Genomic DNA, 15,188 nt, shown 5'->3' on the forward strand with positions numbered 1-15,188 from the left:
AAATGTACTAAAACTTTATTGTTTTTTCTCTACGACAATAAGAGAGTTGTTTTGCGTATTTATAACTTCTTCTAAAAGTTTTTTTAAACCATCATAATATATGGGCTCATAAATAGCCTCTTTAAATGTGAGTTTAAAATAAATAGTAATAGTATGTTCTTCTTGTTTAACAGAGCATATAAATGACCCTTTATTGTTTGGAAGTGCTAAGCTAGTAGGCTCTGGTATGGATTTAATATCAAAAGTATTGTCAATATTAATTTGAATACCATACGTGTACGTGTCTTTATAACCAAAATCTATAGGATAGCTACGTTCTTGAAGTTGAAATGGATTTTTATCGAAAAACTTAAAAACATAAGGATTGATATAGATCGTGTTTCCAACTTCATCTGGTGCATGCTCAATTTGAAAATCTAAATTAAAATCTTCACTTGTTTTATGGGTATCTTTTGTATTAAAGTTTGAAAACGCAATAGTACTGTACTTATTAATATAATCATTTTTATAAGTTTCAATATTTGAAAAATAACGTTCTCTATCGTACAATGAATGATAGCCTTTAGAACTATAATTAACCTTACCTTTTAATGTTTTGGTTTCATCAAAATCTAAATTATATCTAAATATTTTGGCACTATAATCTTTGATATGTATTGAATACCATTCGCTTTTAGAGTCAAAATCTAATAAACGACCATAAGAATTAAGGCACCTAAATGGAATTTGACCAAATGTTAAATAATCATCTGTAGCATCAAGTAGATACGTTTCACCTTGTATATTTACTTTAATAATTAAATAATTAAAATCTGATATCACAGGATATAACCGAGTAATAAATCCATTACGTCTTGTGGATAAAAGAATAGGTTTAGCATCAATATTATTTGTAATTAATAGGTTGTAAAGTAGTGCATTGATTTCTCCTACATTACCAGATTTTTCTGTGATGAGATCTTTGATAGATACATTTTGTAACACATTAAGATTTTTATTCCAAGTATATTCCTTTTGCATATACTTTAATATTTTTTTTGCTTTGGTAAGCTCATCAGTTTCGGTAGTAATGGAGTCTTTTAATAATTTTTTTACTATACCTGTTCGTCTTAATTGTTTTCCTAAATCTGTGTCTTTTTCAATTTCTTTATCTGTAGTTTTCCATGTTTTAGTAATGTTTTCAATGGTACCATCAAAACCTCTAAACACCTTTAATTCGTATTCTATTCTTGATAAATAATTTAGTTGAGTAGTCATAAAGTCCTCGTTAATAAACGCAGGAATATCTTTCATAATATATTTGTAAATACCGCAACTAGAGTTGGCTCCATTAGAAATTTGTAAGCAGTTTTTTTCAATTGTAGAATATTTAGTGGCTAATTTATTGGCTCCTACTAATTTTATATTATACTCCCAATTTCCAGGAATACTAGCATTGTATTCGCTATGTAGCTTTGGGATTTTGTCTTGAAAATACCAACTTTTATATTTATGCATAAACGGTGTCTCTACTGTGTAGCTGTAAGTAATAACAGAGCCTATTTTTAAATTTGGTAATGCAAATTTGACAATGGTATAATTCTCATTATAATGTTCTTCAAAAATGCTAGATTTTTCAAGTGTAGTTTTTACAACTTTTTCGTTGACTATATTGTAAACAGTAGCGTTAATGTCTTCTATCTTTTCTTTTCTGCCATTATTGTTATTATAAAGATAGATTGCAACTGTACCATGTTCAAAACCATTACGATTTAAGATTTTTAATTTTCGTTTGATGGTAGTGTTGAGTCTATAACTAGAATTATCAACATAGCTATCACCAACTTCATAAATCACTAAAGCATTTGCTGTTGAGTCATTTATAAAACCTGTGCTCTCAATATCTGCTCTAGTGACTTTAAAACTTTCAGAATTATAATTATTTTGAGCCTGCAGTGTAGAAAGAGCTAAACAAATACATAAGGCAAAATATTTCATTTAGTAATTTATAAAATGATGGTTTTAACTCTTTTATTGCGTCGTAAATAACTTTGTATAATGTGTTTAGAATCCCTATTGTTTTGCATTGGTGTTATAATAGACTCTAATACTTTTAAATTCGTAATTTGATGATTTAGATTATAAAAACCTAAACCTTTAAACACACCATTTTCTATATAGATAACACTTTTCTCATCAATGTCTCGACCTTGATCTATAATGAGCATATTTTTATTGTCATAACTATGTTTAGTTATAAATTCATTAACACGTTCATTGTAAGACTCAGGAGACTCTTCGTTTATGCAAGCACCTTCACAGCTTTTAATGGTATAATTGAAGCAATTAGATTTGGTAGGATATAGTCCAGTTAATTTTTGACATAGAGAATAATGCTCAACAATTTTAAACATAAAACTTTTAGCGCTTTGCATATTGCTAAACGTGGTAATGTGTTTTTCATCATTATTATTAGTCTTGTCTATTTTTAAATTTATATAGCCATTACTATCCTTAAAACTATATAAAGCGTGTGTAAATATAGTTCGTCTCAAAGCACGATTATAAATAGGCTTATTACGTTTTATTTCTTCACTTTCTTTTAATAATGCTACCAGTTCACTTCCAGTGGCTTCATAAGTCACTGATGTTGCGTGTAATTGAAGTTTCTTAGATTTTTTGCTTGTATTCGTAAAATGTTGATTGATACGATGCTTTATATTTTTACTCTTTCCAATGTAAATAATATCGCCATTTTCGGCATGAATATAATACACACCAGTAACAGATGGTAATCTATCAATGATGGCACGATGCGTATCTTTTATACGTTTAGAAATATCTTGTTTTACATTATCTTTAATGATATTTTTCTCAACATCTTTGGCCAAAAGCATTTTAAATAATTTCACAGTTGCCATGGCATCACCATTAGCACGATGTCTATCACTTACAGGTATGCCCAAAGCGCGCGTTAATTTACCTAAACTATACGACGCTTGACCTGGTATTAGTTGTTGTGAAAGTTCTACTGTACATAAAGTTTTACGTTTAAAAGTAAAGCCTAGTCGCTTAAATTCGGTACGTAATATTCTATAATCAAATTGGGAGTTGTGAGCAACGATAATACAGTCTTCGGTAATTTCAACAATTCGTTTGGCAACCTCATAAAATTTAGGAGCACTTTTAAGCATATTGCTGTTAATTCCAGTAAGATTTACAACAAAAGGTTGAATCTCTCGCTCAGGATTTACAAGACTTATAAATGTATCAACCACCTGATGACCGTCAAATCTATAGATCGCAATCTCAGTGATGCCTTCTTCATTGTACTTTCCACCAGTGGTTTCTATGTCTAATATTGCGTAAATATAAATATGTTTTAATTTTCGCAAAGGATTAAAATACCAAGCGAAATGTGAGTACTCTTTTTTTATTTTTCTTCGGAAATGTAATAACTCAAGTCATCGTCTACTTATTATAAGTCCTAGCTCCAAATATACTACTTCCTACACGAATCATATTACTTCCGCAATCAATTGCCAATTTATAGTCACCACTCATTCCCATTGAGATAATTTGTAGGTCACTATTACTGTGATTGATAGGTTTTAAATCGTTAAATATTGATGTAAGCTTTTTAAACTCTTGCTCAATTTGATTGGTATCATCAGTAAATGTTGCCATTCCCATTAGACCTTTAATGCAAACGTTTTTTAATTCTGAAAAGTCTTCCGAAGACAACATCGTTCTAACTTCAGTTGCAGACATTCCAAATTTACTGTCTTCTTCCGCAATTTTAATTTGGAGTAAACAATTGATGGTTCTATTATGATTTAAAGCTTGTTTGTTAATTTCTTTTAGCAATTTTAAACTATCAACGCCATGAATTAAACTAACAAATTTAGCCATGTATTTAACCTTGTTACGTTGTACATGACCAATCATATGCCATTCTATATCTTTTGGCATTTCCTCATACTTATCTGCCATGTCTTGGATTTTGTTTTCTCCAAAAATGCGCTGTCCAGCATCATAAGCTTCCATGATATCACTTACAGGCTTTGTTTTTGAAACAGCAACAAGTGTGACGTGTTTTGGGAGTTGTGATAGTATCTGGTTTAAGTTGTTTGTTATGTTCATTGTAAGTTTTAAATAATCTAATTAGTTAAAAAATATTCAACATTAAGAAGTTCAACAGTATTTGAAGCACCTAAATCTAAAGAATCTTCTGCTTCAAAAGTTAAGATACAGCTAGAATTAGCATTTATAGAATAACAAGGAACAGATGCATTGTTTGAGTAGCTCCCAGTATGGACTAATCCGTCAGAGTTTATGGTTAAAATTGGTACACCTTCAACAGCATATCCATTATTGTTGTTAAGTTTAATCTCAAACTCTAATCGCGATGTATTATTTCCAGTATCTGGTGTGTAGGTAAAAAATAATATTTCATAAGTAAAATTCTCTAACCTAGGAGGCTCTATAGTAACAGCATCTTCAGGTTCGGGGAAATCGCATGACACTTCTTGCGTGATATCATAAGTGTAATATTGATTGCCAGCAAAATAGGTTTGAGGGATTGTTATTATTTTAGTGCAATCATCATCATTAGATCCACAACTAAAAAGAAACAAAACATAAATTATAGCAATAAGAGACATTGGTTTTTTCATTGTATGTTTATTTTAAGATTGATACTGATTAGAATTTGTTAAAACTCATAAATAGTTACACCACTTCTCAATTTTGGTTCAATAAAGGTGCTTTTTGGTGGCATTTTGAGTCCGTCGTCTGCAATGTGTTTCATTTCATTAATATCAACAGGAACCATACCAAAACCAACAGCAAACTCACCAGTATCGATAGCGCTTTTAACGTTAATCACATCTTTCTTTCCGTTAATATAGCTAATTCTTTGATCGTTGCGTAAATCTTCAATGCCAAGAATGGGTTGTAAAATGGTGTTGTATAAAATTTGAGGATCTAAGGCATCAAGCGATGTTTTAAAATCGTATTCGGTTTTCCGAAGATATAAAGAATAAAACTCACCATCTAAGTACATGCTAAAATGATGTTTTCTTGATGGTTTGTAAGGCATGATGCCTCTATTTTGTATTCTAAAAATAGTATCTAATTGAATCAAAAACTCTTCCTTGGTCAATCCGTTTAAATCTTTCACGAGCCTGTTAAACTCATGAATTTGTAATTCAGATTCTGGAATTAAAAATGTCATAAATTGATTGTAAGTCTCTTTACCTGTATGATTTGAGTTCAGATTCTTTTCATCTTTATACAGCAAATATGAAGAAGCAGAGCGATGATGACCATCTGCAATATAAATGGTTGGCATCTGTTCAAATTGGTTTTGAATAGTAGCAATACTAGTGGAGTCTTCTAATTTCCACAGGTAATGGGTATCACGATAGGTTGTGGTAAATTCAAATTCTGCACGCTCTTTTTGTATGTCTTTAATTATATTTGAAATGATAGTATTGTCAGGATAGGTGAGTAGTACAGGCTCTGCATTAAAGCCAACCGTTTTTAAATAGTCTTTAAAAATATGCTCGCGATACTCAATGGTGTTTTCATGTTTTTTAATAATATCGTTTTCATAATCCTCAGCACTAGCAGCAGCAATGATACCATTAAACACTTGCTTGTCTCGGTCTACAATTTTATAAATATAATAGCATGGCGTTTTATCATGCACAAATACATTATCTTCTTTAAATTCTAAATACCTATTTCTTACCAGTTGATAACGCTCTTTACCAGTAATTTCTCTAGCGTATTTATATCCAGGATTAACAATATGCAAAAATGAAAACGGATTGTAATCTAAACGCGCTTCACGTTCAGCCTGCGTGTAAGTTTGGTATGATCTAGAAGCTACGAGGCTTACTTTATCTCGTGTTGGTCTAACTGCTTTAAAAGGGTGTATTTTTGCCATTTTTGTTAAGTGTTCTGTAAACAGTGTTAACTCAAACCGAATTTATTTGGGTTTAAAATCTTATAATTTATTAATTTTCCGACTTCTAAACTTTCCGTAATAAGTTCGTTGAATTGATTTTCTAAAATAAAGTTACATGCATAAGCAAACTCAATCCAAGTTTGAGTTTCAGAATTTTCAGTATCACAATCACTCAATTTACTTAAGAAATATTTAGGATACAATCTTTTTCTGTATGATTCAGCTATGTTCGTACATACACTTGTAGAAGATCGTCTAAATTGGTAAGTACGAGAATAGGTTTCTTCTTTTGGAAATGATTTTGAAATGTCAAAAATTTTCATTGCTAAAGCAAATCCTTTTTTATAAGCTAATAAACCTTGAAACCTTAGCATGTATTATTTTTGTTTTGCTTATTTTTTATTTACTGAACACTGAACACTGAACACTGAACACTGAACACTGAACACTGAACACTACTTATTTAGCAAATTGCTTAGCCACAACTTCTGCTTTTCTACTTTCAGAGTAATCATAAAAACCTTCACCAGATTTTACACCTAATTTCCCAGCTCTTACCATATTCACTAATAACGGACAAGGTGCGTATTTTGGGTTTTTAAATCCGTCGTACATCACGTTTAAAATTGACAAACACACATCAAGACCAATAAAATCTGCTAATTGTAATGGTCCCATTGGGTGAGCCATACCTAATTTCATCACAGTATCAATTTCTTCAACACCAGCAACACCATTGTACAAAGTTTCTATAGATTCGTTAAGCATTGGCATTAAAATACGATTTGCAACAAAGCCTGGATAATCATTAACTTCTGTTGGAACTTTCCCTAAAGTTTTAGACAAATCCATAATGGTTTTTGTTACGTCGTCACTTGTGTTATAACCACGAATAATCTCTACTAATTTCATAATTGGCACAGGATTCATAAAATGCATCCCAATAACTTTTTCTGGTCTCGAGGTTACAGCTCCAATTTGCGTAATTGAAATAGACGATGTGTTTGATGCTAAGATTGTATCTTCATCACAAGTCTCATCTAATTGTTTAAATATTTTGAGTTTTAAATCAATATTTTCGGTGGCAGCTTCAACAACTAAACTTACATTTTTAACACCAGCTGTCATATCTGTAAACGTTGTAATGTTATCCAAAGTGGATTTTTTATCATCTTCGGAAATTTTCTCTTTAGACACCATTCTGTCTAAATTTTTAGCAATAGTATCCATGCCTCGTTGTAATGAGGCTTCACTAATGTCAATTAATTGTACTTTAAATCCAGATTGAGCAAAGGTGTGGGCAATTCCGTTTCCCATAGTTCCTGCTCCTATAACTGCTACATTTTTCATATTTAATTTTTTTTGATTCTTTTATGTAATAAGAACCTATTATTTAAGAGTTGATTTTTCCGAAGAAAAGAAAATTTATTTTTTGCTTTTATGCCTACTATAAAGCGTTGCAATCATTGCAAATATTAATAGAACACTTGAGAGTGTTTGCATCCAAAAACCGTTATCATAATCATCTGTTGTAATGACATTGACAACAATCATGACGAGACACGCTATAATTAATAAGATTGGTAAAAGGTTTTTAATCATGAATTAGATTTTAAAACTGATCAATAATCATCTTTGCTACACGCAATGCTTCTGTTCCATCATGTAAAGTTACAATTGGAGTTGTGTTGTTATTTATAGCATATGCAAAGGTTTCTAACTCATCTAAAATGGCATTATTATTAGCCACTTCTGGGTTGTCAAAATAGATTTGTTTTTTTATACCTTCGGCATTTTGAAGTATCATATCAAAATCTCCTGGTGATTTTGGAGCATCTTTCATTTTAACAACTTCACATTTTTTCTCAAGAAAGTCTACAGAGATGTACGCGTCTTTTTGAAAAAATCGTGTTTTTCTCATGTTTTTTAATGAAATACGACTGGCTGTAAGATTGGCAACGCAACCGTTTTCAAATTCTATACGTGCATTAGCAATATCTGGAGTGTCACTAATAACCGAAACTCCACTTGCATTTACATTTTTAACTTTAGATTTCACTACACTTAGTATAATATCAATATCGTGAATCATTAAATCTAAAACTACTGGTACATCTGTACCACGAGGATTAAACTCTGCTAAACGATGTGTTTCAATAAACATTGGGTTGTTAATTTGCTCTCGTACAGCTATAAATGCTGGATTAAAACGCTCTACATGTCCTACTTGCCCGCGAATATCATGCTCAGCCAATAATTGTCTCACATGTTCAGCTTCTTCGACTGTATTTGTAATAGGTTTTTCAATAAAAATATGCTTACCAAAAGAAATTGCTTTTTTAGCACACTCATAATGAGATAGCGTAGGTGTCACAATATCAACCATATCAACAGCTTCTATGAGTGACTCCATCGTTTTGAAGTATTTGTAACCAAACTCTTCTTCTACTTTTTTACCATTGACTTCGTCTGCATCAAAGAACCCAACAAGTTCATATTTATCAGATTGATTAAGAAGTCTTAAATGAATTTTTCCGAGATGACCAGCACCAAGTACACCAGCTTTTAGCATTGTTTTTCGATTTTTCTCAAAAATAAGATTTTTAAGTGTTTATTTATGTGAAATTGATAATAAAAATAAGGCAATTTTACGTCGTTGATAATTCGGTTAAATTTAACTTTCAGTATAAAAATGTTTCTATTATTTTTACATAGTGTTTTCATTCAAACACTCTAAACTAACCTAACAACCGACTTTGAAAGATACATTTAAACATCAAGGCTTACGACAAAAATTAGTGGACATTCTAATTACCAAAGGAATAACCGATAAGAAAGTGCTTGACGCTATTGGTAAAATTCCTAGACATTTATTTATGGACTCAAGTTTTTTGGATCATGCCTATCAAGATAAAGCGTTTCCAATTGCTGCAGACCAAACGATTTCTCAACCTTATACTGTGGCATTTCAAACCGAATTAATGCAAGTAAAACCAGGAGATAATGTTTTAGAAATAGGTACAGGAAGTGGTTATCAAACTGCTGTTTTATGCTTGTTAGGAGCAAAAGTGTTTAGTATAGAACGTCAAAACGAACTTTATAAAAAAACGAGTAAGTTTTTACCTAAATTAGGTTATCGTGCTAAAAAACTCATTTTTGGAGATGGATATATGGGTTTAGAAACCGAAGCACCATTTGATAGTATTATCGTAACTGCAGGTGCGCCATTTGTGCCTAAGCCTTTATTGAGCCAATTAAAAATAGGAGGTCGTTTAGTGATTCCTGTTGGTGATGACGTACAAGTAATGACCTTGTTTATTAGAAAAGGACCCAAAGATTTTGAACAACATGAATTTGGAGAATTTCGATTTGTACCTTTATTAGAGGATAAGAATTAGTATGTCTCTCATAACCGAAAAGATGCTAAGTTTTATGTGATTATTCAAAATAAAATATATAATTGAGATTGGCAATTAGAGTACGCCTTTGCGATGCAATTACTTTACGAAAACAAAATCACTCTAAATCTAAAACCACAATAGTTTGCCTAGAGGCTTTAGGCTTTTTTACACGAATTTTAATAAGCTTATACACCCAAATATTATCAATTTTATCAGCAATGAGATCTAGTTTTCCACTAGCTTTTGAACCGACAATTCTGGTTGATGATTTAAACGTGTTGTTATTATTAGTGTATTGTACTGAGCCTTCTAAAATTGCTAAATCATCTATGGGTTGTAAGTCTCCCAAAACGTTTACTGCGTTTTCATTGGCTTTCACTTTTGAAAACGCAGTATTAAAAATCTCTTTATCTGCATAAGCTTTAGATATATCTTTGGCAGCACTTCCTAAATCGGAAAACATAAATAGCAGTATTCCTAAAATGATTATTGTAGTTGGTACGCACCATTTCCAATGACGTTTCCACCAATTTTTTTGTTGAAGTGTTGTATTGTTCATGAGTTTAGAAAAATTTCAATCCAAATAAAATGGCATCACTTTGAAATCCGCTTTGATATGAGCGCACATAATCTAATCGCAAGAATCTAAATTTACCCCAACCAATATTGTCTAAACCAATTGTATATTCTTGATACGGTTTGTTATCTGGAGTTGCAAGTGCATGAGCACCAACTACCAAATTAAAGTTGAGCTTTTTTAGCAATGGCACTTTTCCGAGGAGAAATCCATTAAAATCGTGTTCGGCATGCATTTCTAAATAAGAGTCGTTTGTACTCGCTGCATAATATGGTAAATTATTGAAAACGTTGAGGTAAGATCCAGATCCAATTTGCGTTTGATTGCCATTAAAATGTTGGTAATCTACAAAAGCAATATCGTCTCCATTAAAAAATTTACCTGCTTTGATGTTATAGTCAAAACGACCTTTATCTGCAATATTGAGGCCTTGCCTTATTCTTAATTTAACTTGGTCAAAATTATAAGCATCAATCGTAGAACCGAATCCTTTTTCATAACCAATATTCACCGTTGGATATTTTCTGCTAGGTATATTATACTTGCCATCTGGATAACTCAAATAATTTTGAGCAAAATTGATACGAGCATCAATTGCAAATTTAATAATGTTATGGGTTGCAAAAGGCGCAATACCATAAGCCGTTGCATCTAAAGGATTATTACTTGTATACACTCTATCATCTTGTGGGTACCACGCTTGATCTGTTGTGTTGAATAAGGCTTTACGCTTTTGATAGCCTATACTTGTACTGAGTCTAAAACCATTAAAAAGTTCGTTAGAGTAGGAGGCTTGTGCAAAACTACTTTCATAGATTTTCATGAAATTTTGTTCAGAAAACAATGAAAACGATGTGTTGATTAATTTTGAAATGGGATTACTACCATTAAATTGCTGTGTTGTTACACCTCCCGAAACCGTAAGATAAGGTCTGCTTTTATTGTTGAATTTATACTGTGCGTAGAGTGTACCACGCAAGCGATCATCACTAAAACCGTAGTTTAGGTTCCCGCCAATAGATAAATAACGTTCGTAATCGTTATAACCTTTTGTGTAAAATGCTCCAATATTGCCATTCCAACCTTGTACTGTATTAAAGCTAATGGCTTCAATAGGTGATGTGATTCCGGCTCTCCAGTTTTTATGTGTATTGGTGTATGTGTAACCTCCAATAATATCGCCAAGTTTAAAGGTGTTTCTAACCGAATCTACCGAGTCTTTATAGACTTTTGAGTCCTTAACGATTTGGATACTGTCTTTTTTGATGTAATCTGTAATTTCTTCAGTGGTTAATGGTACTGGTCTGGTTGTGTTCCAAAAGGTAGAATCTTTTTTATTGGCTTGATCTGCAAAAGAAACGATTTCTCTAGAAAAATCGTTTCTAGTTAGTCCTGGATTAAATTCATAATTACTAAAAACGGCTGTAAAACGTCCGTCACCTTTTATACCAAAGAGACCGTATTTAAAATCGATATTTTGAGATATTTTAGTCCAAATATTATCATTTTCAGAGAACGAATAGTTTTGAGTTATCGTAATTTTATCAACTCCAAAAAGTTTTGCTTGTGTTCCTGTGATATCTAATTCTGAGGCATAAATAGTCCATTGATCTTCTACAATATAAATGTAACCTTCAAAAACAGGATCATTTTCTCGTCTAGGAGTGGCTTTAATTTTATTGATGAGATTCCCTCTATCATCATAAAAATCACCTTCTAATTTATAGCGATAATATCCAAAGGCATTATTAGCAATTGGGGAAATGATTTGGTTGCCAAGTTCAATGGTATTTTCATAAAGGTCAAATTCTACATCAATAGCATTATTAAAACTAAAGCCTTTGCTGTCTCCACTTACTTTTGAGGCTAAAATTTTTTCTTTAAGTTTATTAGGTCTTAAAAATTCTAGTTTAGAAACCGTTTCAGATAAATAGATTACACCACTTCTGGTAGAATCTAGCCCATCAATTTCAATCTCTTCACCTAATATTTTTTCTGGAGCGTCTTTAATTCTAATCAATCCGCGAGAATAGAAATCGGCTTTATAACTATTTATTTTTTCAAGGTTTTCTTTTCGTTTGGCAATTGCAGCACGAATGATGATGTTGGCAGGATTTTCTTCTGAATTAATCACCACCTCATTTAAGGAAACTTCCTCTTCAACCAGAACCGCATCTAAGGTAAACGGAAACGAAGTAATATCTACTTGCTTTTTAACCGTTTTATACCCTAAAAATTGAAATACAATGGTATAATTTTTTTCTTCGGAAATGTTAAGCTCGTAGTTACCGTCTTCATTACTTGTAGTTCCTGTATAGGTGTTTTCTATGTAAATGTTTACAAACGGTAAGGGTTTATTACTGTCGTCTGTAACGGTTCCTTTAATTTGGGCAAATGAAGCGAATGCGCATAAAAGAGTAAGCGCTGAGAGTAGTTTTGTTTTCATATGAAGTTGATTGATGGTTTATTATATAGACGCGCAATATTAAAAAAAGGTTGCCTAGAGATTCCAAACTTAGACATTTAATTACATGCCTTTTGTTAAACAATCATAAATAAAACGAATAGTTTTGTTAAATATTTTCTTACAAGATCAAGTATGTAAGAGGAGAATTACTTGTAGATTTTTTTAATACGATCTAGGTTGCGCTTGTTGTCACGATCTTTAATAGTATCGCGTTTATCAAAGAGTTTTTTACCTTTTCCTAAAGCGATGTCTAATTTAGCTAACCCTTTGTCGTTGATAAAAAGTCGTAAGGGAATTATAGCATTACCTTTAATATTTACCGCTTTTTCTAATTTTTTTAATTCCCTTTTGTTGAGAAGCAGTTTGCGTTCGGCTTTTGGTTTATGATTGTAGTAATTACCAAAAACATATTCTTGAATCGTCATATTAATAACGAAAAGCTCTCCACGATCATTAAATTCACAAAATCCTTCGGCAATAGAGGCTTTACTTTCTCTAATGGACTTTATTTCGGTGCCAGTTAGTACAATACCAGCTGTATAAGTATCGAGAATCTCGTACTCAAATTTAGCTTTTTTGTTCTTTATGTTAACTGGTTTTTGCATGGATGACAAAGGTAAATAAATTTAATACTTTTGTCTGTTATTAATACACTAGTTTTGCGACTTACATTAAAATTTTTAAAATTATGAAATACATTTCGCTCGTATTATTAACTATGGTTCTTTTTAATTGCAATAATGTGAAGAAAGATGTTTCCGAAGAGAAACAAACCGCACAGTCTGTTATTGATAGCTCGATTATAATTGCTGGAGTAGATAAATTACACACATCTACTATAGAATTTGATTTTAGAAACACGCATTATCTAGCCACTAGAGATAAAGGGATTTTTAGTTTAGAGCGACATTTTGTAGATGATAAAGCGATGCATTTAGACACGGTTTCTAATGTGAGAGATGTGGTTAATAATAAAGGGTTTCAACGTTATGTGAATAATTTTCCGATGGCTGTTGTTGATTCTATGGCAGTGAAATATGCGGCATCAGTAAATTCGGTGCATTATTTTTCGGTATTACCATTTGGACTTAACGATAATGCGGTTAATAAAACATTGTTGGAAGATGTTACAATAAAACAAAATACTTACAAAACGGTTAAAGTAACATTTGATCAAGATGGAGGAGGAGAAGATTTTGAAGATGTTTTTATGTATTGGGTGAATGTAGAAACGAATAATGTAGATTTTTTGGCTTATTCATATAATGAAGTTAACGGTAAAGGTATTAGATTTAGAGAGGCTTTTAACGAACGCTATATAGAAGGCGTGAGGTTTGTAGATTATAATAATTACAAACCAAAAGACCATACTGTTTTGTTGGCAGAGCTGCCTCAATTATTTGAAAGTGGGAAATTATTGTTGCTCTCTAAAATAGAATTGGAGAATATTGCAGTGAGGCTTAATTAATAGAAATTACTTCATCTAAAGTTTTTTCTTCGGAAATGGTAACCATAAACAATTGGCTGTTATCATTGTCATCGATATCCTTATATTTATCGTGGCCCAAAACCATATTTACAAATGCAGGTGTTGTATTGCTATGACCTACAACTAGAACCGTTTTTCCTTTAGTGGCTTTGGCAAAATCAGTAGTATATAAAGCTCTTGGGTCGTAATCTAAAATGTCTAGTTTTTTGGCATTAGCTGTAGGTTGGGCTGTTTGTTGAGTACGGTTATAATGGGTAGAGTAAATAGCATCAAGCTTGATGTCTTTAAAATAGTTTGCCCATTTATCGGCACGTTTAAGGCCAGATTCGTTTAAATTAGGGTTTTTATTTGTGGCATCCGTTCTATCTTTTTCTGCATGTCTAATAAAATAATAAGTCGTCGTTTCGGCTTCATTACTAGCTGTTGTGTTAGATGACTTTTGAGAACAAGTTGTTAAACTGAGTGAGATAGCAAAAAATACTGCAAATAGCGTTTTCATATATTGAAAATAAGTGGTTTCTCAAATATAAAAACTCTTTGCTGAAATCGTCTTAAATAATGCTATTAATTAGTAATCTGCATTAGAAAGCGCTCCATTAGAAATAGCCACACCATTTGAAGTCCCAACACGTTCAACACCAAGATCGACGTATTTTTTAGCAGTTTCGTAATCTCTAATGCCTCCAGATGCTTTTATTTTACATTTATCTCTAACTGTTTTTCTAATAATTTTAACAGCTGTAAGCGTAGCACCACTTTTTGAGAATCCAGTTGAAGTTTTGATGAAATCTACTTTAGCGTCTAAACAAATCTCTGAGGCCTTAACAATGCCGTTTTTAGAGAGTTCACTAATTTCAATGATAACTTTTAATGGAATTTTACCTATAGAATTGTTAACTTCTTTAATGTCTTTAAAAACTTCAACATAGTTCTTGCTTTTAAAAACACCAATATTCATAACCATATCAATCTCATGCGCACCATCATTAATAGCTTGTTTAGCCTCAAAAATTTTTGATGCTGTAGATGAAGCTCCAAATGGAAAACCAACAACTGTACATATTTTTACATCAGTATTTTTTAATAATTGTTTAGCTAAAGGCACATAGCAACTATTAACACATACTGAATAAAATCGATGTTGCTTTGCTTGGTTGCAAAGATCAATTATGTCACGTTCAGTAGTCGTAACATTTAAAAGCGTATGGTCTATATATGAGTTTATATTCATATTGTTAAGTAGGTGAATTTTTTGCTAACTCTTTCTTAGTAAAAGAATCAACAGTAGTTTTGAAAAATGT

General features: G+C 31.7%; 16 protein-coding genes. 2 read left to right on the forward strand and 14 right to left on the reverse strand.

Features of this window, described 5'->3' with window-relative positions; all coding sequences use genetic code 11:
- Positions 1–15: 15 nt before the first annotated feature.
- The 9 genes from TD29_RS08205 to TD29_RS08240 form a co-directional block, all read right to left on the reverse strand.
- Positions 16–1,977, reverse strand: a complete 1,962-nt coding sequence (locus TD29_RS08205) for a DUF3857 domain-containing protein (protein ID WP_040279990.1) — start codon at positions 1,975–1,977, stop codon at positions 16–18.
- A gap of 8 nt (positions 1,978–1,985) precedes the next feature.
- Positions 1,986–3,350, reverse strand: a complete 1,365-nt coding sequence (locus tag TD29_RS08210; protein ID WP_040280140.1) for an exonuclease domain-containing protein — start codon at positions 3,348–3,350, stop codon at positions 1,986–1,988.
- A gap of 100 nt (positions 3,351–3,450) precedes the next feature.
- Positions 3,451–4,122 (reverse strand): YggS family pyridoxal phosphate-dependent enzyme, encoded by a 672-nt coding sequence (locus TD29_RS08215; RefSeq protein WP_040279991.1) that lies wholly within the window; start codon positions 4,120–4,122, stop codon positions 3,451–3,453.
- Between the two features lie 17 nt (positions 4,123–4,139).
- Positions 4,140–4,655 carry a hypothetical protein gene (locus TD29_RS08220; RefSeq protein WP_052467027.1) on the reverse strand — a complete coding sequence of 172 codons (516 nt, stop codon included), beginning with the start codon at positions 4,653–4,655 and terminating at the stop codon, positions 4,140–4,142.
- 38 nt (positions 4,656–4,693) lie between these two features.
- Positions 4,694–5,932: a DUF1015 domain-containing protein gene (locus TD29_RS08225; protein WP_040279992.1), complete on the reverse strand. Its 1,239-nt coding sequence runs from the start codon at positions 5,930–5,932 to the stop codon at positions 4,694–4,696.
- Between the two features lie 26 nt (positions 5,933–5,958).
- Complete coding sequence (locus TD29_RS08230; RefSeq protein ID WP_040279993.1) at positions 5,959–6,327, reverse strand: four helix bundle protein; 369 nt, start codon at positions 6,325–6,327, stop codon at positions 5,959–5,961.
- An 85-nt stretch (positions 6,328–6,412) separates the two neighbouring features.
- A complete protein-coding gene (locus tag TD29_RS08235; RefSeq protein ID WP_040279994.1) occupies positions 6,413–7,303 on the reverse strand; it encodes a 3-hydroxyacyl-CoA dehydrogenase family protein in 891 nt (296 codons plus the stop codon).
- Between the two features lie 75 nt (positions 7,304–7,378).
- Positions 7,379–7,555 carry a hypothetical protein gene (locus TD29_RS18510; RefSeq protein ID WP_161792608.1) on the reverse strand — a complete coding sequence of 59 codons (177 nt, stop codon included), beginning with the start codon at positions 7,553–7,555 and terminating at the stop codon, positions 7,379–7,381.
- A gap of 10 nt (positions 7,556–7,565) precedes the next feature.
- Positions 7,566–8,525 (reverse strand): Gfo/Idh/MocA family oxidoreductase, encoded by a 960-nt coding sequence (locus TD29_RS08240; protein ID WP_040279995.1) that lies wholly within the window; start codon positions 8,523–8,525, stop codon positions 7,566–7,568.
- Between the two features lie 184 nt (positions 8,526–8,709).
- Here TD29_RS08240 and TD29_RS08245 point away from each other — a divergent pair, with 184 nt between their 5' ends.
- A complete protein-coding gene (locus tag TD29_RS08245; protein ID WP_040279996.1) occupies positions 8,710–9,351 on the forward strand; it encodes a protein-L-isoaspartate(D-aspartate) O-methyltransferase in 642 nt (213 codons plus the stop codon).
- 118 nt (positions 9,352–9,469) lie between these two features.
- Here the strand turns inward: TD29_RS08245 and TD29_RS08250 are convergent, their stop codons facing one another.
- The 3 genes from TD29_RS08250 to smpB all read right to left on the reverse strand — a co-directional run bounded on the left by TD29_RS08250 (position 9,470) and on the right by smpB (position 13,003).
- The gene (locus TD29_RS08250) at positions 9,470–9,913 is read right to left on the reverse strand and encodes a cytochrome c oxidase assembly factor Coa1 family protein (RefSeq protein WP_040279997.1); all 444 of its coding nucleotides are present in this window, start codon (positions 9,911–9,913) and stop codon (positions 9,470–9,472) included.
- Between the two features lie 4 nt (positions 9,914–9,917).
- Positions 9,918–12,377, reverse strand: coding sequence for a DUF5686 and carboxypeptidase regulatory-like domain-containing protein (locus tag TD29_RS08255; RefSeq protein ID WP_040279998.1), 2,460 nt, complete (start codon positions 12,375–12,377; stop codon positions 9,918–9,920).
- A 167-nt stretch (positions 12,378–12,544) separates the two neighbouring features.
- Positions 12,545–13,003 carry an SsrA-binding protein SmpB gene (gene smpB, locus TD29_RS08260; RefSeq protein WP_040279999.1) on the reverse strand — a complete coding sequence of 153 codons (459 nt, stop codon included), beginning with the start codon at positions 13,001–13,003 and terminating at the stop codon, positions 12,545–12,547.
- A gap of 83 nt (positions 13,004–13,086) precedes the next feature.
- On the opposite strand from smpB, the gene TD29_RS08265 reads away from it, so the two are divergent.
- Complete coding sequence (locus TD29_RS08265; RefSeq protein WP_040280000.1) at positions 13,087–13,866, forward strand: DUF6503 family protein; 780 nt, start codon at positions 13,087–13,089, stop codon at positions 13,864–13,866.
- Here TD29_RS08265 and TD29_RS08270 read toward each other — a convergent pair.
- Positions 13,859–14,386, reverse strand: coding sequence for a SixA phosphatase family protein (locus tag TD29_RS08270; RefSeq protein ID WP_040280001.1), 528 nt, complete (start codon positions 14,384–14,386; stop codon positions 13,859–13,861). The genes TD29_RS08265 and TD29_RS08270 overlap by 8 nt on opposite strands.
- A 69-nt stretch (positions 14,387–14,455) precedes the next feature.
- A complete protein-coding gene (gene deoC, locus TD29_RS08275; protein WP_040280002.1) occupies positions 14,456–15,118 on the reverse strand; it encodes a deoxyribose-phosphate aldolase in 663 nt (220 codons plus the stop codon).
- Positions 15,119–15,188 lie beyond the last annotated feature (70 nt).

This window comes from Psychroserpens damuponensis (assembly GCF_000826655.1).
Classification (GTDB): domain Bacteria; phylum Bacteroidota; class Bacteroidia; order Flavobacteriales; family Flavobacteriaceae; genus Psychroserpens; species Psychroserpens damuponensis.